At 73.0% G+C, this 18,140-nt stretch carries 18 protein-coding genes; 6 read left to right on the top strand and 12 right to left on the bottom strand.

Features of this window, described 5'->3' with window-relative positions:
• Positions 1 to 200 precede the first annotated feature (200 nt).
• The 4 genes from ACWDEN_RS34840 to cyc2 form a co-directional block, all read right to left on the bottom strand.
• Complete coding sequence (locus ACWDEN_RS34840; protein ID WP_450861865.1) at positions 201 to 1,136, bottom strand: phosphotransferase family protein; 936 nt, start codon at positions 1,134 to 1,136, stop codon at positions 201 to 203.
• 66 nt (positions 1,137 to 1,202) lie between these two features.
• Positions 1,203 to 2,330: an aminopeptidase P family protein gene (locus ACWDEN_RS34835; RefSeq protein ID WP_450861863.1), complete on the bottom strand. Its 1,128-nt coding sequence runs from the start codon at positions 2,328 to 2,330 to the stop codon at positions 1,203 to 1,205.
• Between the two features lie 217 nt (positions 2,331 to 2,547).
• Positions 2,548 to 3,123 carry a PDZ domain-containing protein gene (locus tag ACWDEN_RS34830; RefSeq protein WP_450861861.1) on the bottom strand — a complete coding sequence of 192 codons (576 nt, stop codon included), beginning with the start codon at positions 3,121 to 3,123 and terminating at the stop codon, positions 2,548 to 2,550.
• A 1,244-nt stretch (positions 3,124 to 4,367) separates the two neighbouring features.
• Positions 4,368 to 6,530, bottom strand: coding sequence for a germacradienol/geosmin synthase Cyc2 (cyc2, locus tag ACWDEN_RS34825; RefSeq protein ID WP_450861859.1), 2,163 nt, complete (start codon positions 6,528 to 6,530; stop codon positions 4,368 to 4,370).
• A 154-nt stretch (positions 6,531 to 6,684) separates the two neighbouring features.
• On the opposite strand from cyc2, the gene ACWDEN_RS34820 reads away from it, so the two are divergent.
• On the top strand, positions 6,685 to 7,524 hold the full coding sequence (locus tag ACWDEN_RS34820; RefSeq protein WP_450861858.1) for an alpha/beta fold hydrolase: 840 nt from the start codon (positions 6,685 to 6,687) through the stop codon (positions 7,522 to 7,524).
• The gene (locus ACWDEN_RS34815) at positions 7,521 to 8,783 is read left to right on the top strand and encodes a cytochrome P450 (protein ID WP_450861856.1); all 1,263 of its coding nucleotides are present in this window, start codon (positions 7,521 to 7,523) and stop codon (positions 8,781 to 8,783) included. Before ACWDEN_RS34820 ends, ACWDEN_RS34815 begins: the two co-directional genes overlap by 4 nt.
• Here the strand turns inward: ACWDEN_RS34815 and ACWDEN_RS34810 are convergent.
• On the bottom strand, positions 8,776 to 9,966 hold the full coding sequence (locus tag ACWDEN_RS34810; protein ID WP_351619531.1) for a damage-control phosphatase ARMT1 family protein: 1,191 nt from the start codon (positions 9,964 to 9,966) through the stop codon (positions 8,776 to 8,778). The two genes, ACWDEN_RS34815 and ACWDEN_RS34810, sit on opposite strands and share 8 nt — an antisense overlap.
• Positions 9,967 to 9,988: 22 nt before the next feature.
• Positions 9,989 to 10,636 (bottom strand): ScbR family autoregulator-binding transcription factor, encoded by a 648-nt coding sequence (locus ACWDEN_RS34805; RefSeq protein WP_351619534.1) that lies wholly within the window; start codon positions 10,634 to 10,636, stop codon positions 9,989 to 9,991.
• A 434-nt stretch (positions 10,637 to 11,070) separates the two neighbouring features.
• Between ACWDEN_RS34805 and ACWDEN_RS34800 the strand changes: the two genes are divergently transcribed.
• A complete protein-coding gene (locus ACWDEN_RS34800) occupies positions 11,071 to 11,886 on the top strand; it encodes a lytic polysaccharide monooxygenase (protein WP_351619536.1) in 816 nt (271 codons plus the stop codon).
• A gap of 30 nt (positions 11,887 to 11,916) precedes the next feature.
• On the opposite strand, the gene ACWDEN_RS34795 is transcribed toward ACWDEN_RS34800, so the two are convergent.
• Entirely contained in the window at positions 11,917 to 12,570 is a 654-nt protein-coding gene (locus ACWDEN_RS34795) for a Tat pathway signal sequence domain protein (RefSeq protein ID WP_351619538.1), read from the bottom strand.
• 851 nt (positions 12,571 to 13,421) lie between these two features.
• Here ACWDEN_RS34795 and ACWDEN_RS34790 point away from each other — a divergent pair.
• Together ACWDEN_RS34790 and ACWDEN_RS34785 are read left to right on the top strand one after the other, a co-directional pair.
• Entirely contained in the window at positions 13,422 to 13,976 is a 555-nt protein-coding gene (locus tag ACWDEN_RS34790; protein ID WP_450861913.1) for a DUF6230 family protein, read from the top strand.
• Between the two features lie 5 nt (positions 13,977 to 13,981).
• A complete protein-coding gene (locus ACWDEN_RS34785; protein ID WP_450861853.1) occupies positions 13,982 to 14,452 on the top strand; it encodes a DUF6114 domain-containing protein in 471 nt (156 codons plus the stop codon).
• 71 nt (positions 14,453 to 14,523) lie between these two features.
• Here ACWDEN_RS34785 and ACWDEN_RS34780 read toward each other — a convergent pair whose 3' ends face one another.
• From ACWDEN_RS34780 to ACWDEN_RS34760, 5 genes are all read right to left on the bottom strand, one after another.
• The gene (locus ACWDEN_RS34780) at positions 14,524 to 14,700 is read right to left on the bottom strand and encodes a hypothetical protein (RefSeq protein WP_351619546.1); all 177 of its coding nucleotides are present in this window, start codon (positions 14,698 to 14,700) and stop codon (positions 14,524 to 14,526) included.
• Positions 14,701 to 14,740: 40 nt separating this feature from the next.
• The gene (locus tag ACWDEN_RS34775) at positions 14,741 to 15,109 is read right to left on the bottom strand and encodes an ArsR/SmtB family transcription factor (protein WP_351619549.1); all 369 of its coding nucleotides are present in this window, start codon (positions 15,107 to 15,109) and stop codon (positions 14,741 to 14,743) included.
• Between the two features lie 226 nt (positions 15,110 to 15,335).
• Positions 15,336 to 16,298 carry an ABC transporter substrate-binding protein gene (locus ACWDEN_RS34770; RefSeq protein WP_351619552.1) on the bottom strand — a complete coding sequence of 321 codons (963 nt, stop codon included), beginning with the start codon at positions 16,296 to 16,298 and terminating at the stop codon, positions 15,336 to 15,338.
• Between the two features lie 137 nt (positions 16,299 to 16,435).
• Entirely contained in the window at positions 16,436 to 17,104 is a 669-nt protein-coding gene (locus ACWDEN_RS34765; RefSeq protein WP_351619555.1) for an ABC transporter permease, read from the bottom strand.
• Positions 17,101 to 17,754 (bottom strand): ABC transporter permease, encoded by a 654-nt coding sequence (locus tag ACWDEN_RS34760; protein WP_351619558.1) that lies wholly within the window; start codon positions 17,752 to 17,754, stop codon positions 17,101 to 17,103. The genes ACWDEN_RS34765 and ACWDEN_RS34760 overlap by 4 nt, the downstream gene beginning before the upstream one ends.
• Between ACWDEN_RS34760 and ACWDEN_RS34755 the strand changes: the two genes are divergently transcribed.
• Positions 17,754 to 18,140: hypothetical protein (locus ACWDEN_RS34755; protein WP_450861849.1), on the top strand; the 387-nt coding region annotated here is incomplete at its 3' end. The genes ACWDEN_RS34760 and ACWDEN_RS34755 overlap by 1 nt on opposite strands.

Below are 18,140 nucleotides of genomic sequence, written 5' to 3'. Positions count from 1 at the left end.
GAGGCGGCGGGGGTGCCGGGGCTGCGGCTCCCGGGGCACCGGGCGGGCGCTGGCCGGTGCCTCCGCGCCCGGCCGTACCGTCCGCGGTCCGACTGCCCACAGCGCCGGCGGCACGCCACCCGTCCCGCCGGCCCCACCGGCCCGGGGCAGCAGGGCCGGCGCGGCGGTCGGGCGGGCGGTGCACGCCCGGGCCCGACCGTCTACGGCTCCGACTCGTCCTCCTTGAAGTCCGACAACCGCTCCAGCAGGATCGGCTCCCACGCGCGCCGCAGCTGGGTCCGGAGCAGCACCGCGGAACCGCCCGCGCGGCCTTCCAGGTGGGCGGCGAGCCGGATGACCGTGTCGCAGCGGGCGAGCCACAGGCCGCGCAGGCAGGGGCGGGCGCCGTACCCGGCGAGGGTGGCGGCGCGTACGGACGCCGGGGAGCCGACGGCGACGGCCAGGCCGGCGATGTCCTCGGCGGGGTCGCCCAGGGCCGCCCGGGTCCAGTCCAGGATGCCGCGCACCCGGCCGTCGGCGCTGACCACCACGTGCTCTCCGGTCAGGCCGTGGTGGGTGAGGACGGCGGTGCCGGGCTGCGCGGCGAGCTGGGCCGCGCCGGGCGGGGGCAGCTGGTGCATCCGGGCGGCGTCGAACTCGTCGGCGGCGGCGAGCCGTTCGGCCGCGTGGACTGCCATGCGGCGCAGCGCCTCCAGGGAGCGCGGCGCGGTACGCGGCACGCCGAGCGCCTCGGCCTGCCGTACGGGCACCGCGCGCAGGCCCGTGAGCAGCCCGGCGAGGTCGGCCTCACCGATGGCGGAGACGTCGTGTTCGTCGGCCGTGCCGCCGGGCAGCTTGGTGTCCAGGGTGTAGGCGAGGCCGGGCGCCCAGTCGCCGTGCGCGACGCTCGTGGGGACGGCCACGGGCACGTGCGGCCGGACCAGGTCGCGCAGGCGCAGTTCCCGGCGGCGCAGCACGGAGGCCTCGCGGTCGGGCTCCAGGCGCAGCACATGACGGGTGCCGACCCACCACGTGTAGTCGAGACCCTCCGTCACGGGCCGTACGTCGGGGCCCGCGGTGTCGTCGCCGCCCTCCTTGAGCAGCGAACGGACCAGTCGGCGGACGGTGTCCGCGGTAGGTGTCGGTGCCTGGGTCATGGGTTCGCGCGTCGCCGTTCCGGGATGTCGTCGGAAAGTGTGTCTCCTGGGTCTCCGTGTGGTCTCTCAGTCCACTATGACCATGTCACGCGTGGTGTTGTTGAGGCGGCGGCCGCCGTCCTCGGTCACCGTGACGATGTCCTCGATGCGCACCCCGAAGCGGCCGGGCAGATAGATGCCGGGCTCGACGGAGAAGCACATGCCGGGCACGAGGGGCTGTTCCTCGCCCTCGATCATGTACGGCGGCTCGTGCGTGGTGACGCCGATGCCGTGTCCGGTGCGGTGGATGAAGTACGCGCCGTACCCGGCGTCGGTGATCACGGCGCGGGCGGCACGGTCGACGTCCTGGCAGGCCGCCCCGGGCCGTACGGCCTGGTAGCCCGCCTCCTGGGCCTCGCGGACGATGTCGTGCACCCGGCGCTCCTCCTCGGTGGGCTCGCCCACGTGGACCGTGCGGGTGGTGTCGGAGCCGTAGCCGTCCTTCAGACCGCCGAAGTCCAGGACGACCATGTCGCCGCGCCGGATGACGCGGTCGCCGACCTCGTGGTGCGGGTTGGCGCCGTTGGGGCCGGAGCCGACGATGGTGAAGTCGACCTGCTCGTGGCCGAAGCGGCGCAGCAGGCCGGCGAGGTCCTGGCCGACCTCGGACTCGCGGCGGCCGGCGAAGGGAACTTTGCGGATCTCCTCGAACGTTGCATCGGCAGCCGCTCCGGCGGCGGCGAGGAGTTCCAGTTCCGCGGCGTCCTTGACGGCGCGCAGCATGGGGAGGGCGTCGGTGAGAGAGGCGTAGGAGGTGTCCGGCAGGGCCCGCTGGAGGCCCAGCAGGTGCATGGCCCAGGTGTTGTCGCTGATGCCGTAGCGGCCGTGGCCGTCGAGGAGGGCGGCGGTGACGGCGTAGGGGTCCTTGCCGTCGGTCCAGTCGCGCAGGGTGAGCGTGGAGGCGCCGACGGCGTGCTCGGCGTCCGGGGCCTCCAGGGTCGGCACGACCAGGACGGGGTCCTGGCCGGGGGTGAGCACCAGTACGGTGAGCCGCTCGGTGACGGCGGTGGGCGTGTAGCCGGTGAGCCAGACCATGTCCGGTCCCGGGGCCACGAGCAGTCCCGCGAGGCCGGCGTCGGCCGCGGAGCGCGCGGCACGCTCCATGCGGGCCCTGTGGTCCACGGCGGTGAAGAGCGCGGGCGTACTACCGGTCATCCGGGCCTCCGGGCACGGGTGGGGAAACGGGCGACGGCGTCTCGGGCAGCATCCTGCCCGGCCGGACAGGGTCACGCGAGCCGATCGCCGGTGTTCCCCGCTGGGCGCGGTCGGCTCGGAAGGGACTCGGCATGGGGCCATCATGGCGCGCGGGGCGGATGGTGACCAGCGGGTTTCCCGGGGTGACCGAGAGGGTGAGGCAGGGCCCGCGCCCCGCTCAGGTCATCACGCCGGGCACGACCGTCAACTGCTGGTAGCCCCCGCCGCGGTGACGCACGGTGAGGAGCACCTGTTTCCCGGGGCCGGCCTGGGCGACGGCCCGGGCGAGGTCGGCGGCGCTGTCGACGCGGACCGGGCCGAACTGCAGCAGCACGTCGCCGCGGACCAGGCCGGCCGCGTAGCCCGGGCCGGGCACGTGCACGCCCACGACCAGCGCGCCCGCCTTCTCGGCGTCGACGGCCTCGATGCCCAGGGTCACCCCGGCCGCGGCGGCAGGAGCGGGGCGCGGGGTGGCGGCGGGGGCGGTGGGTGTGGCCCTGGCCGGGGAGGTGCCCGGCGGGGCCTGGCGTTGCAGTTCGGCGAGCCGGCTCATGCCGATCACCGTGGCGCCGACCGTGCCCATGCCGACGCCGGACAGCACCAGCAGGGTCCCGGTGCACACGGCGAACAGCAGGGTCCGCAGCCGCCGTCCGCGCCGTGGCGCGGCGTGCGGGCGGTGGGGCGGGACGGGGGTGCCACCCTCCCGCCGGTCCTGACCGGGCATCGGCTTGGGACGCAACGCAGTCTGTTCCATGGTTCGCTCGCCTCCGGCTGATGGTCTACCCGGCGCGCCGGGCCGCGACGAGACACGAACGGGTGAGACTGGCCGGAGCGTGGCGGAGGGTAGCCATGACCTCCAGGGGCGAGCGAGCGCGGGGACGCGCCCAGCCCCGGGACCACCGGGGCGGCGCGGTGATCACACGCTCCCACCAGCCTCCGGACCACCTCCTGCGCCCCTCCCCGGGAGGTCCGCCGTGCAGGAGTTCCGTGCGGCGGAGGCCCCGGGTCACGGTGGGCGGGACGGCGACCGTGCGGAACGGGGCAGCAGAGCAAGGCCGTGTCCTGCGGCCGCGAGAGCGGTGAGGGCGCGCAGGACGGTGCCCTCGTGGCGCGGGTCGGAGCGGGACGCGCCGCCACCGGGCCGCGGGCGCCAGGCCGCCGCACGACTCGGCCACCGGACCGGCGTCGCCCCGGCGCCCCCGCCGCCCTCGGGACCAGGCGCAGCCGGAGCACGAGACGGACCGGCTCACCGCCGCCGCGCGGCCCCTGGCCAGGCGGCGGGACATCCCCGCCGCACCGGATGACGAGTCGCTCGGGGCGGTGGGGGCGCGCAGGACGGTGCCCTCGTGGCGCGGGTCGGAGCGGGACGCGCCGCCACCGGGCCGCGAGCGCCAGGCCGCCGCACGACTCGGCCACCGGACCGGCGTCGCCCCGGCGCCCCCGCCGCCCTCGGGACCAGGCGCAGCCGGAGCACGAGACGGACCGACTCACCCCCGCCGCGCGGCCCCTGGCCAGGCGGCGGGACATCCCCGCCGCACCGGATGACGAGTCGCTCGGGGCGGTGAGGGCGCGCAGGACGGTGCCCTCGTGGCGCGGGTCGGAGCGGGACGCGCCGCCACCGGGCCGCGAGCGCCAGGCCGCCGCACGACTCGGCCACCGGACCGGCGTCGGCCCGGCGCCCCCGCCGCCCTCGGGACCAGGCGCAGCCGGAGCACGAGACGGACCGACTCACCGCCGCCGCGCGGCCCCTGGCCAGGCGGCGCGACATCCCCGCCGCACCTGGTGACGAGTCGCTCGGGCACCGGCGGGAGGTGAACCCGGGCCGGTACCTCGCCCAGGAGCACTGCGCGCCGGCCCGGGCCCTGGTCGGCGCGGACCTCCGTCAGGAGGCCCGCGCGGTCCTGGCGGGCGGCGAGGCGATACGCGGCGAACCGGGCGGGGCGGCCGGCAAGGGACTGGACGAAGCCGCGGCAGAGGTGGCCGAGCGGCTCGGCGGGGTCAGCCGACGAGCTGGAGGGGCAGCGCCGGGGCCCGGTCGGGCAGGAAGCCGTGCGCACGGCGGCCCAGCCACTCGGCCTTGTACCGGTCGACGCTGCGATGCCAGTTCAGGATCCCGGCCATCCAGTTCTGCAGGTCGAGGACATAGCCGTCCAGGGCCGCCCGGCCCGCCTCCGAGAGCTCGAAGTCGTCGTAGAGCACGGGCAGTTCGTGCTCGATGACATGCTCGAACTGCTGCATGCGCTGGGTCGTCAGGTCGTGTACGACTCCGAGCGCGGCCGGATAGTCCACGCCGAAGAAGTTCTGCACGACGAGAACGGCGTTGTGGAGCTCGCCCTCGTACTCGATCTCCTTCTGGTACGAGAAGATGTCGTTGAGCAGGCAGCCGTAGTCGAAGGCGGCGTTCTCCAGGGAACGCACCGGGCCGCTGCGGTAGACCTCCGGCGGGACCGCGGGGCCGTGGCCCATCCGGCACAGGCTCAGGGTGAGGTCGGAGCCGAAGGTGGCGCGCCGCATCTCCAGGTAGTCGACCGGGTCGGGGACGCGGTTCTGCAGATGGTTGGACAGCTCCCACAGCCAGCTCTCGGTCATCGTGTTCACGGCCGCCTTCAGGGTGCGCCGCTGGTCGGCGGTCATGCCGGCCGCCGTTCGCGCCCACAGGTCGACGAGCCCCCGTTCCATCGCGCTGGCCGGGACGAGGGCCGGCTCGCCCTCCAAGGGCATGCACTGCGACAGCCGGGCCGTGGTCAGCCGGGCCGCGGCGAGGTCCCGGCGGTGGCCGTGGACCAGCGGGTAGTAGTCGTCGGCGTACGTCCCCCAGGCGAGCCACTGGGCGCTGAGGTCGAGCGCCTCGGGGGTGGCGTCCGGGTCCATGCCCGCGGAGCACAGCGCGAGGTCGGACGCGGCGAGTTTGTCCTCGTCCCAGACGCCCTCCTCCAGGATGCCCATGCGGTGCGACCAGTCGACGAGGCGCAGCCGGGCGTCGTCGAGGTGGGGGCTCAGTTCGAGCCGGTAGGACATGCGGAACTCGGGCAGGATGGACGGGCCGATCTTCTGGTAGGGCAGGTGGGTGTAGGCGCGCAGGCGTTCCTGCGCGGCCGAGGCGAGGAGCGCGCCGATGTCGGCGGCCGATACGCCGGGACCGCTCGGCAGCTGCCAGGGCGTGCCGGGCCGCGCACCCTTGTTCATGTAGCGGCTGGAGCGCATGTGCCACTCGTGGCCGCCGGACTGCCAGTCCTGAAGTCCCTTGGTGTAGGCGGCGATCGCGGCGGCCTCGGCCGGGGTGAGGCCCTTCTCCAGGGCGACGGCGGGGACTTCGGTGAGCGCCGTGTGCTCGAACTGGTGCAGGCGTGAGGTGAGGATGTCGTTGACGGTCTCGGCGGCCTCCTGGGTCGTACAGCCGAAGAAGGTCTCCAGCACCAGCACGCCGTTGCTGTTCTCGCCCTCGTCCTCGACCTCGCGCTGGTAGGAGAACAGGTCGTTGCGCAGGTGGACGGCGTCGGCGAAGGTCTCCATCAGCACGCGCAGCGGGCGGGTGCCGGCGACGGCGGCGGGCACCTCGGCGGTCGCGTACTCCACGAGCCCGGCCGACCAGGGGGCGCCGCCCACCTTGCGGCGCATCTCGATGTACTCGACGGGGTTGGCGATCCGCCCCTCGTTGATGTTCGACAACTCCCACATCGACTCGTTGAGCAGGTGCTCGGTGGCCACGGAGAAGCGGCGGCGCCAGTCCACGGACATCGACGGCACCGTGCGCGCCCACAGGTCCTTCAGCCCCGCCTCGACGGCGTTCTCCGGCTCCGGTACGGGAGTTGCCGGGTCGAGCGGCATGAACAGGGGCAGGCGGTCCAGGTGGGCCTTGCCGGCGGCGCGGTCCGGGGTGCGCTTGTACATGTCGAGGAAGTGGTCGTCGAAGAAGAACACCCACACGTACCAGTCGGTGATCAGCGAGAGAGCGGGTCCGTCGCAGTCGGGGTGGGTGTAGGCGCACAGGAGTCCGTAGTCGTGTGCCTCCAGGTCGGCCTGCTCCCAGATCCCGGACCCTTCCAGCATGCCCATCTCGCGTGCCCACTCGGTCGAGTGGGCACGGGCCTCGTCGAGGTGCGGGTTGAGCCGCGCGGGATACGGCATGTAGAAGTGCGGGAGTTCGAACGGCTGCGTCATGGCCGGGGCCCTACCCGCGGCCCCGGGCGCCCATCCACCGCCCGGGACATGATCACACCATCGCGTGAACCGCCCGCGGAACGGGCAACTCACGTCGCCGATATGCCCCGTCCGCTCCCTTGCCGTGCCCCGGCGGGCGGGCCACGGTAGGCGCATGACCTCCTTTGTGCTGCCCCATGAGGTGCACGGCGACGGCGCCCACAAGGTGTTCGCCGTGCACGGCTGGTTCGCCGACCGGTCCGCCTACGCCGCCGTCCTGCCGGATCTCGACCGCTCCTCCTTCAGTTACGCGCTGGTCGACCTGCGCGGCTACGGCGAGGCCCGGGGCGCGGCGGGCGCGTACACGACGGCCGAGGCGGCCGGGGACCTGGTGGAGCTGGCCGACCGGCTGGGCTGGGAGCGGTTCTCGGTGATCGGGCACTCGATGGGCGGCGCGGTGGCACAGCGGCTGGCGGCCGCCGTACCGGACCGGCTTCGCCGGATGGCCGGTGTCTCCCCGGTGCCGGCCTCGGGGGTGCCGCTGGCCGGCGAGCAGGCCGCGCTGTTCACGGACGCCGCGCACAGGCCGGAGTACCGGCGCGCGATCATCGACTTCACCACCGGGGGCCGGCGTCCCGCCGCCTGGCTGGACCGGATGGTCGCCCGTTCGCTGGAGTGCAGCGACGCGAAGGCGTTCCGGGCCTGGCTGGACTCGTGGGCGGGCGAGGACTTCCACGCCGACGTCAAGGGCAGCGAGGTGCCCGCCCTGGCCGTGGCCGGGGAGCTGGATCCGGCCCTGTCGCCCGAGGTCATGCGGCAGACCTGGATGTCCTGGTATCCGCGTGCCGAGCTCGTGGCGCTGCCCTTCGCCGGGCACTACGCCATGGACGAGGCCCCGCTCGACGTGATCCGCGTGGTCGAGGACTTCCTGCGCGCGGACGCCGAAGGCCCGGCGGCTGACGCCGAAGGCCCGGCGGCTGCCGTGGTCCCGGCCGGCGAGGGCGAGCCGGCGTGAGCGGGCGCGGGACCCGGCCGGTGCCCGACGTGTTCGACCCGCGCCGGTACGCCGTCGGCGTGCCGTACGACGACTACCGTCTGCTGCGCGACCGGCACCCGGTCGCCTGGCAGGAGGAGCCGGAGGTGCTGGGCTGGCCGGCCGGGCCGGGGTTCTGGGCGGTGACCCGGCACGCGGACGTCGTCCGGGTGCTGAAGGACGCCACGACGTACTCCTCCCATCTCGGCGCGACGCAGATCCGCGACCCGGATCCGGCGGACCTGCCGTTCATCCGCCGCATGATGCTGAATCAGGATCCGCCGTGGCACGGGCGGTTGCGGCGGCTGGTGAGCCGGGCGTTCACGCCGGGCCGGGTCGACCGGTTCGCGGCCGTCGCCCGGGAGCGGGCGCGCACCCTGCTCGCCGGGGCGCTTCAGCGGGCGCGGGAAGGGGATGGCACGGTCGACCTGGTGGCCGCCGTCACCGACGAGTACGCGCTGCTCAACCTGGCGGACCTGCTGGGCGTGCCGGAGAGCGACCGGCGGCTGCTGCTGCGCTGGACGCAGCGGGTCATCGGCTACCAGGACCCGGACGAGGCCGGTCCCCCGGTGCTGGACGCGACGGGCAGGCCGGTCAATCCGCGGTCCCCGGCGATGCTGGAGGACATGTTCGCCCATGCGCGGCAGCTGGCCGCCCACAAGCGGGAGCATCCGGCCGACGACGTCCTGACCACCCTGGCCCGTGACGCCGAACTCGCCGACGGCGAGCTGGAGATGTTCTTCTTCCTGCTCACCGTCGCGGGCAACGACACCGTGCGCAGCGCGGCCCCCGGCGGACTGCTGGCCCTGGCGGAACACCCGGAGGCGTACGAGGCGTTGCGTGCCGGGAAGGCGGAATTGACCAGCGCTGTCGAGGAGTTGCTGCGCTGGCATCCGCCCGTGCTGACCTTCCGGCGGACCGCCGCGCGGGACACCGAGCTGGCGGGGCGGCGGATCCGGGCCGGTGACAAGGTCGTGGTCTGCCACGCCTCGGCCAACCGGGACGAGCGGGTCTTCACCGATCCGGACCGGCTCGACCTCGCCCGCTCCCCCAACCCGCACGTGTCCTTCGGCGACGGCCCGCACGTCTGCCTGGGCGCCCACTTCGCGCGGCTGCAGCTGCGGCTGCTCTACGAGGAGGCGCTGCGGGTGCTCCCCGAGCCGCGGCTCGCCGCACCGGCCGGGCGTCTGGTGTCGAACTTCATCAACGGCATCAAGTCGCTGCGCATGCGGATCACTTGACGTCGGCCCCGGCGACCTGGATCAGCGCGTGCGTGCCGCTGGTGCGCCAGCGGTCGCCCTCGGCCGCCACCAGCGCGGCCTCGGTCGCCGTGGACAGGCCGGTGATCACGTCCGACTTCAGGGTGCGCAGCGCGGCGACCGGGCCGGGGAAACAGGCGGTCGTCTCCTGGAAGGGCGTGGTCGGCGGCCAGAGCCGGTCGCCCACCAGACGGCGGTAGTTGAGGTCGCCCTTGAAGACGGTCAGCGTGGCCGCGGCGAACTCGGCGCGCAGGTCGTCCGGCATCCGCGCATACGGCAGCGGGGCGCAGGAGAAGGGATGGGCGCGCACGGCGAGGCGGCCGTCGGCCATGGCCGACCAGAGCACGCGCGCGTACTCGGCGGCCGCGCCGGACGCGGCGCGCAGCCGGTGCAGCGCGTCGACGACGTCGGCGGTGGTGGCGTCGGAGACGTAGTACGGGTACGGCTTGACGTGCAGCACCGCCCGTGCGGCCCGGTGCTCGGCGAGGAGATGGGCGATCAGCAGCAGGTCCGGAACGAGTTCGCGGCCGGCGTTGTCCGCGACCAGGACGAGGGTGGCCGCGCCGCCGGGCGGCAGCAGTGACCACAGGGCCGCGCTGTCGTCGGCGACCAGCGCGGGGGCCGGGTCCCGGGTCGCGGCGCCCTCGGCGGAGAGCCGGAAGCCGAGGTCGGCGCGGTTGCCCCACAGCGAGCCGTGCAGCAGGGCACGCGCCCGCTCCTCCTCCGGCAGGCCGGGCAGGGCGTCCAGTGCTCCCAGCTCCTCGTCCGTCTCCGGCGCGTCGAGTTCGGCGCGTTTGAACGGGCGGAACGGGTCGATGCCCTGCCAGGCGCCGGGGCCGAACCAGCCGACGGCGTCCAGCAGCCGGCGGTAGAAGTAGCTCTCGGACCACAGCCACGGCACGTCGTACCAGGAGCGCCCGGCGCAGTCGGCCATGTCCCACTCCTGCCACCGGTCCCGGTCCGGGGCAGCGGCGGGCAGCGGCTCGACCGTCCCCTCGGTGCAGCTCTTCAGCAGTTCGTCCAGCGCCCGGTGCTGCCCGGGGCCGTAGGGGAAGGCGTCCCGTACCCGGCCGATGATCGCGGGGTGCCGCTCGGCCAGCACGCTGTGCGGGAACGAGCCGGGTTCGTTGCCGAGGATCACGGGTGCGAAGGGGGTGGAGGGCATGTCCGTCACCGTACCGCGCGCCTCAAGCGGTTCTGATCTCCCGCTCCAGTTGCGTGGCGAGCGTGACGTAGCGCGGACGGCGGTGCACCGGGACCAGGCCCCGGACCAGGAGGTGCCACATCTCGGCGACCCGGCGTGGAAGCCGTCCCGTCGGTTCGAGCGAGCGGCCGGCGACCCGGGTGCCGATGAAGAAGGAGACCAGGGAGTGCGCGACGATGCCGACGTCGAGATCGCTGTGCACGTCGGACTCCCTGACGGCTCCCGCGAACTTCCGGCCGGCGAACTCCAGCCATTCGTTGAACGGGTGCCTGAGGGGCGGCCGTATGGCGACGTCGGCGGTGGCGAGGCGGAGCGCGGCGCGCGGCACCGGGTCCTCCACGGCGAGTCTCGCGACCCCGAACGTGGTCCGCATCAGGGCCTCCAGCGAGGAGCAGCCGCGGCTGTCGACCTCGGCGACGAGCGCTTTCGCGGACCTGGCGTTGAGTTCGAGGATGGCGTGGGCGAGATCCTCCTTGGCGGCGAAGTGGAAGTACAGCGCACCCTTGGTGACCTTTGCGTGTGCGACGATGTCGCTCAGACTCGTGGACTCATAGCCTTGCCGGTCGAACAGGTCGGCGGTGGCCGTGATGATCGTTGCCCGGGTCTGTTCGGCGCGTAACTGCCTCGCCATCCTGGGACCCCTCCTCGCGACGTACGAACGGGACATGCGGTTTGTTCTTAACCCCCTGCACACGATAACTCACCGAGCGGCAGGGGCAGTCCGGGGCCCGGGTGGTCGGCGCCCCGACACGTGTCACGGCGGATCCGGCGCCGGACGGGCCCGCGGCGGTTCGTGAACCACGAGACCAGAACGGTTTCCCCCTTCCTTGCCCGGCCGCCCTGGGCAGCCGCGGGACGGTGGGTGCCGGACCCGTGATCGCCACCATACGAGGATGACCGGTGGCTCCTCAACGGGGCCTTGAATCAGGCGCGAAACATCCGAACTGGTCGGTGCCTTTGCGCCCCCCGAGCATCGATACGCCGGGCCCGATGAACACCCGGAAGGCCTCCGCCGTACTGGACCGCGCAGACCCTGTTCCCGCGCCCGCCGAGGAGAGATCCCGGATGACCCGGATGCCCGCCCGCCCGAGCGTCATGGCGGCCGCCGCCGCGGCCCCGCTGCTGCTCCTGTCGTGGGCGGCGGGGTCTGCCCAGGCGCACGGGGCCCCCACGGATCCGGTCAGCCGGGTCTACGCCTGCTCCCCCGAGGGTGGCGACGCCGGCCGCTCGGCGGCCTGCCGGGCGGCGGTCGCGGCGAACGGCGCTCCCTTCACCGCCTGGGACAACCTGCGCGTGGCCGGGGTGAACGGCCGTGACCGGCAGGTGATTCCGGACGGCAAGCTGTGCAGCGGGAACCTTCCGGCGTACCGGGGCCTGGACCTGGCGCGGCCGGACTGGCCGGCGACCCGGCTGACGCCCGGGGCCGCACTGACGATGACGTACGCCTCGACGATCGCGCACACGGGCACGTTCCGGCTGTATCTGACCAAGCCCGGTTACGACCCGGCGAAACCGCTCGCCTGGTCCGATCTGCCGGAGCGGCCCATCGCACAGGTCACCGATCCGCCACTGCGCGACGGGGCGTACCACATCGCCGCCAGGCTGCCGCGAGACCGGACGGGGCGTCAGATCCTGTACACGGTATGGCAGAACAGCAGCACGGCGGACACCTACTACTCGTGCTCCGACGTGGTCTTTCCGCAGAAGGGTGCGGGGAAGCCGAAGGCCGGACCTGCCGTGTCGGCAAGTCCGGCCTCCGTCGCGAGTGGGCAGGCCGCCCGGGAGACGGGCCCGTCGGCGCCCGTGCTGGCGGGCGGCGCCGCCGCGGTGCTGGTGCTCACCGGGGGCACCGCCCTCGCAGTGCGTCTGCGACGACGCTGAACTCAGCTGTGCTGCTCGGTGATGGATCGCTCAGTTGACGTACACCGGCGTGCCGCCGTCCGTCACGGGCGCGTACTTGGCGGTGAAGTAGCCGCTGGCGAAGCACAGCGACGAACCGGACGTCTTGGTGAACTGCTGGTTGGTGAAGCTGATGCTGTTGTCCGCGTTGTCGGCCTTCCCGGTCAGGGAGGCCGCCTGGTAGACGCAGGTGATCGAGCCCAGCAGCGTGCGCAGCTTGACCGTGGTCTGGATGGTGGAGCCGCTCGCCGGCGAGACGGTGAGGGTGCCGTCGGAGGCGACCGTCGCCGTGTAGGGCAGGTTGTCGACGGTGATGCCGCTGACCCCGAGCACGCCGATGACGTTGCTGGTGCAGGAGCTGCTGTCGAAGGTGTGCCCGGTGACGGACTCGGTGGCCGTGCCAGGGGCGGTCGGGTTGCCGGTGACCGTGGCGGTGAACTGGGAGGACGTGCAGGTCACGCCGCTGGTGCCGGTCGCGCTGGAGTAGAGCGTGGCGGACGTGCCGGAGGCCAGCGGCGCGGTGAGGGAGTCACCGGTCGCGACGGCGGTGCCGCCCGCCCCGCCGGTGGTGAGGACGGCGCTGCCGTCGGCGGAGGCGGGGGCGGCGACCGCGAGGGCGAGCGCGGTCGCGGTACCGGCGAGGGCGAGAAGGGATCGGGTGCGCATGCGGGCGCCTCTTTCCTGGGTGGGGTCCGGGTGAGGTGGGGGTGGGGGGTGGCAGATGGTGGGTGGATGGGTGCGTGGGTGGCGAGTGATGCCACAGCGGCGTGGTGCGGTGCTGCGCGCGGTGCCGCCGGCGCAGGACCGTGCGCCTTCTCCGTACGCGACGGTCCGGCGACGGCGGCGGTCCGGGCACCGGCCGAAGGCCCGGGGGAAGGCCTTCGGCCGGGCCGGCAGGAGGCAGCCGGACACGGCCGGGGGGAGGGCCGTGCGAGGCCGCAGCGGTGTGAACGGTTTCTGTCGGCGAGGTGAGCGGTCGGCGTGAGAGACCGGGAAACGCATCCGGTGCCGCTCGGCGGACCCGGCGCCACGGATCCGTGAAAACAGGGGAAGTTGTAGACCTGATCAACCGTCAACGTCAAGCCGGACCAAGGGAGTTGTGGCGTGCGATCGCAGCTCGGGCACATCCAACACTCTTTTTTCACATCTGCCTTGACCCCCCGAAGTAACCGGCGGTAACTTCCTCGCAGGCTACTGCCGCGTAACGAGAAAGCCCTTGCTCCGCCGGGGTGCGAGGAGGCGTACGCGACAGTCGCTGTCCGCGCCAGGACACCGCGCCCCTGAAGCCCGACCCGCAGTGATCCATGCCCATGGGAGCAGACATGGCCTCGTCCCCGGACGTCCCGTCCGTCGGCAACACCCCCGAGAACCCGGGAAACGGTTCACCCTCCGAGACCTCCGAGACCTCCGAGACCTGCGAGACCTCCGCAGCCTCCGGATCCTCCGAAGCGCCGCACGCGGCCCAGGCCGCCGGCGGCGAGAGGCGGGGCCGGGTCCGGGCCCGTCGGGCCGCGGTGATGGCGGTACCCGCCACCCTCGTCGCCGCCGGTCTCGCGGTGCTCACCGCCCAGGGGGCGCTGGGCGTGCAGTTCGCGATCTCCGGCATGCCGTTCACGGTCACCGCGACGGAACTGAACGGAACCGGTTTCGAGCAGTTCGGCGGCCTCGACAACATGGCGGCCGGCAGCCCGAACGCCGGGGACACCGGGGGCCAGGAGCTCGTGGTGACCTCCGCGATCAAGAACGCCACGCTCGACCATCTGTGCCAGAGCGTCGACCTCGGCGGCACCAACCTGCTGATCACGGCGGGCGCCGGCGCGGACAAGGTGCAGGCGAGCGATCTGACCACGGACTCCTCGGAGCTGTCCGGCAACGCCGCGTTCAACAACATCGAGATCGGCAACGACGCCAGCACGCTGACCAAGGCGGGCGTGAAGGGCCCGATCGGTGTGTTCAGCCAGCAGGCCGACACCGTGCACATCGCCAACCTGCGGCAGACCAACTACGCCACCACGGCCGGTGTGTTCAAGCTTCCCGGTCTCAAGCTCCGCTTCAGCGACTCGGGTTGCTGATCGCGGTGGCCGACCGTCCACGCCGGGCAGCGCGGGCCGCCTTCCGTGGCTGGCGGGCCCGGCGGCCGTTCTGGGGCGGGCTGCTGCTCGCGCTGGCCGGCGGCGAGATCCTGCTCACCGAGAAGGCCTCGCTGAAGGTCGTGATGCACATCGGCATGCAGGGAGCGGCCGGCTATCTGCTGCCGGGCCTGATGGCGCTGCTGGGCCTGCTGATCCTCTTCAATCCGGCGCAGCGGCTCTTCTACTCCATCACCGGCGTGCTGCTCTCCCTGGGCACCTGGGTCACGTCCAACCTGGGTGGCCTCTTCATCGGCCTGCTGCTGGGCGTCACCGGCAGCTGCCTCGCCTTCGGCTGGCTCCCCGACCAGGAGCCGCGGGTCAGTCGCCGCGAGCGCCGCAGGCAGGCGGAGGCGGCGGCGCGTACAGGGGCCGAGGCGACCAAGGGCCCGGAGGGCGCGGAGGGCCTGGCCGCCTGACGGCCCGACGACGGCGTACGGCGCACACAGGCGTCCGCCACGGCGCACACAGCTGTCCGCCGGTCGACCGATCAGGCACCGGGACTCGGCCGACGCTCACCGGGGACTCGGTCCTTCCCCTGACCACGGCCGGCACCGCGCGTGGCGGCGGTCGCCACGAGGAGGGCGCGGGTGAGCAGGACGGTGGTGAACGGGTCGCGCGGGCCGGTGCCCAGGCGCCGCAGCACCTGGAGCGACGTGCCACCCACCGGGCCGGTCGCAGGTCCGCCGGCCGGGCCCGTCGGGCTGTCAGAGGCCAGGGAGACGGCGGGCCGGAGCCGGTGCGTCCGCGGCCCGTTCGGCGAGCCGGCCGACGAGGAGGCGTACGACGTCGACGACGGCGGCCTGTCCGCCTGCGTCCACGAAGTACACCTGGCGGCGGCCCTCCCGGCGGGAGCGGACCAGCCCGGCGAGCTTCAGCTTGGTCAGGTGCTGGCTGACGGCGGGCAGCGCACCGCCGATCCGCCCGGCGAGCCCGGTGACGTCGCTCTCCCCCTGGATCAGCGCCCAGACGATGTGCAGCCGGGCGGGCGAGGCGAGCAGTCCGAAGGCGGCGGCAGCCTCGGTGAGCACCTCGGCGGAGGGGTCCTGGTAGCCGGTGCCGGGCGCTGCCGCCACTGTCGCCCTCCCTCCGCTTCGTCCTGTGGTTTCCGTCTGTTCCGTCTGTCCGCGGGGACCAAGTGTAGGTCGGCGGGAACGGCCTCCGAGCCCGTCGGGCCGCGCGAGGGCGGGGACATGCCGGTGAAGAGATCCGACAGCACGACGCGGGTGCCCCCGGTCTTCGGGGGCACCCGCGTCGGCAGTGAAGACGGTGCTGCAGGGTCGTGCCGGGGCCGGTGAAACGTCAGGCGAGGCCGGCGGACTGCAGCCAGGCCTTGGCCACGTCCAGCGGGTCCTTGCCCTGGACCTGCACCTGGGTGTCCAGGTTCAGCAGGGTCGCGGTGTCGAGCTTGGCCGAGACCGCGTCGAGCGCGTCGACGCCCTTCTGCGACAGGGCGCCCTTGTGGACGAGCGGCTGGACGTTCTCGAACCCGAAGAGGTTCTTCGGGTCCTGCAGGACGACGAACTTCTCCTTGGAGATGGTCGAGTCCGTGGTGAAGATGTCCGCGGCCTGCACGGCGTTCTTCTGCAGCGCGGCCTGGGTGAGCGGGCCGCCCGCGTCGAGCGCCTTGAACGACTTGAACTCGAGGCCGTAGACCGACTTCAGGCCCACCAGGCCCTGCTGCCGGGTCTGGAACTCCGGCGAGGCGCCCATGACCAGGTCCTTCGCGATGGGCTTGAGGTCGGCGATGGTCGACTTCTCGGTGAGGTGGTACTTCTGCGCGGTGGCCGCGTTGAGCGTCACGGAGTCCTTGGACTGTGCCGCCGCCGGCTTGAGCAGGGTCAAGTCGGAGTCCAGCTTGGCCTCGATGGCCGTCGTGGTGGCGTCGGCCGTCGTCGGCCTGGCCTTCGGGTCGAGGTAGGCCAGCAGGGCACCGTTGTACTCGGGCAGCACCTTGATGGAACCGCCCTTGATCAACCCGTAGGTGGTCTCGCGGCTGCCGATGTTCGGCTTGTAACTGACCTTGATCCCCTTGGCCTTGAGGGCCTCGCCGTAGATGTCGGCGAGCAGGGTGCTCTCGGGGAAGTTGTTGGATCCGACGACCACGGTGTCGCCGCTCGCCTTGCTGTCCGTCAGCGGGTTGCCGCCGGACTTTCCGTCGCTGGAGGAACAGCCCGTCAGCAGAGCCGTCGCCGCCGCGAGGGCGACCACCGCCGCGCCTCGGTTCCTCCGGATGGACCTGCTGATGCGGTTGTTGGAAGTCACCCACCGATCCAATCCAGCCGGTTCTCGGTCAGTCAAGGGCCGCAGATCACCGATTGGCCTCGATCTGCGGTCGCTTGTGGGCACAGCCCGCCGGGCGCCCTGTCCGCGCCCTGTCGGCCGGCACCGGCGGGCAGGCCTCAGCCGCTCCGCCGTACCCCCGGCGAGACCGTGATCCGGGAGGCCGCCCAGAACACCACGAGGGTGGTCAGGGCGAGTCCGGCCACCAGGGTGGCGCCGCCGACGACCTTCTCGTAGTCCCGCTGGTAGAGACCGTCGATGATGTAGCGGCCGAGTCCGCCGAGGCTGACGTAGGCGGCGATGGTGGCCGTGGAGACGATCTGGATGGCCGCCGTGCGCAGACCGCTCAGGATGAGGGGGAGGGCGACCGGCAGCTCGACCTGGAACAGCACCCTCGCCTCGGGCATGCCCATGCCCCGGGCCGCGTCCACCGGCGAGGGGTCGACGGAGCGGACCGCCTCGTAGGTGGTGACCAGGATGGGCGGTACGGCGAGCACGACCAGCGGGATCATCACCGGCAGCAGACCGAACCCGATCCAGATGAACATCAGGACCAGCAGACCGAAGCTGGGCAGCGCCCGGCCCGCCGTGGCGATCAGGGCGAGGGCGTTGCCGCCGCGGCCGTAGTGGCCGGTGACCAGGCCGACGGGCAGCCCGATCAGGGTGGCGAACAGCAGCGCTTCCACGGAGTACTTGGCGTGCTCGGCGAGCCGGGTGGGGATGCCGTCGTAGCCGTGCCAGTGGGCGCTGTCGCTGAAGAAGGCGTGTGCGAAGTTCAGGACGTTCACCGGGTGGCACCCTTCCTCGGCATCCAGGGGGTGAGGAGGCGGCGGACGAGGACCAGCAGGGCGTCGGCGAGGATGCCCAGCAGCGCCGTCGTCAGGACCGAGTTCACGGCCAGGGCGGGCCGGTGGTAGGTGGTGGCGTCGTTGAGCATGTTGCCGAGCGCGCCCTGGTTGCCGATGAGCATGCCGACGCTGACCAGGGAGAAGCTGGAGACGACCGCGACCCTGAGACCCGCGATGATCGCGGGTGCGGCGATGGGCAACTGGACCTGGAGGTAACGGCGTACGGGGCCGAAGCCCATGGCCTGCGCGGCGGCCAGGGTCTCCTGCGGCACCGAGCGGACGCCGTCCACGATCCCCGGTACCAGCACCACCAGGCTGTAGACCGCGAGCGGGATCATCACCGTGGTCTCGCTCTGCCCGAAGTAGTCGATGAGCACGACGAAGAAGGCCAGCGACGGGATGGAGTAGAGCACGGTGGTGACGCCGAGGACGGGCGGGTAGACCCAGCGGAAGCGTACGCAGAGCTGGGCCACGGGCAGCGCGACGAGCAGCGCGACCAGCACCGGCAGCAGGCCCTCACGCACATGCAGGCCGACGAGCCCGAGGTAGCTGTGCTGGAGGTCGCTCGGAAGGTCGAAGAAACCGTTCATTGCGCGGCCTTGAGGCCGGAGCCGTCCGAGGGACCGCGCTGCGCGGCGTCGGTGCTGTCCGCGGGGCCGTCCTTTACAGCATCGGCGCCGTCCTCGACCCGCCCACGCTCGGCCTCACCGCCATCCACCGACCGGCCCTGCACGGCATCGGCGTCGTCTTCGGCCCGGTCCTGTACGACATCGGTGCCGGTCTCGGCCTGACCGCGCTCCGTCCCGGTGTCGTCCTCGACCCGCCCACGCTCGGCCTCACCGCCGTCCACCGACCGGCCCTGCACGGCATCGGCGTCGTCCTCGGCCCGGTCCTGTACGACATCGGTGCCGGTCTCGGCCTGACCGCGCTCCGTCCCGGTGTCGTCCTCGACCCGCCCACGCTCGGCCTCACCGCC

The sequence above is a fragment of the Streptomyces sp. NPDC001153 genome, assembly GCF_053598315.1.
Note: the sequence above shows the minus strand (reverse complement) of the source record. Positions and strands in the feature narration are given on the sequence as shown.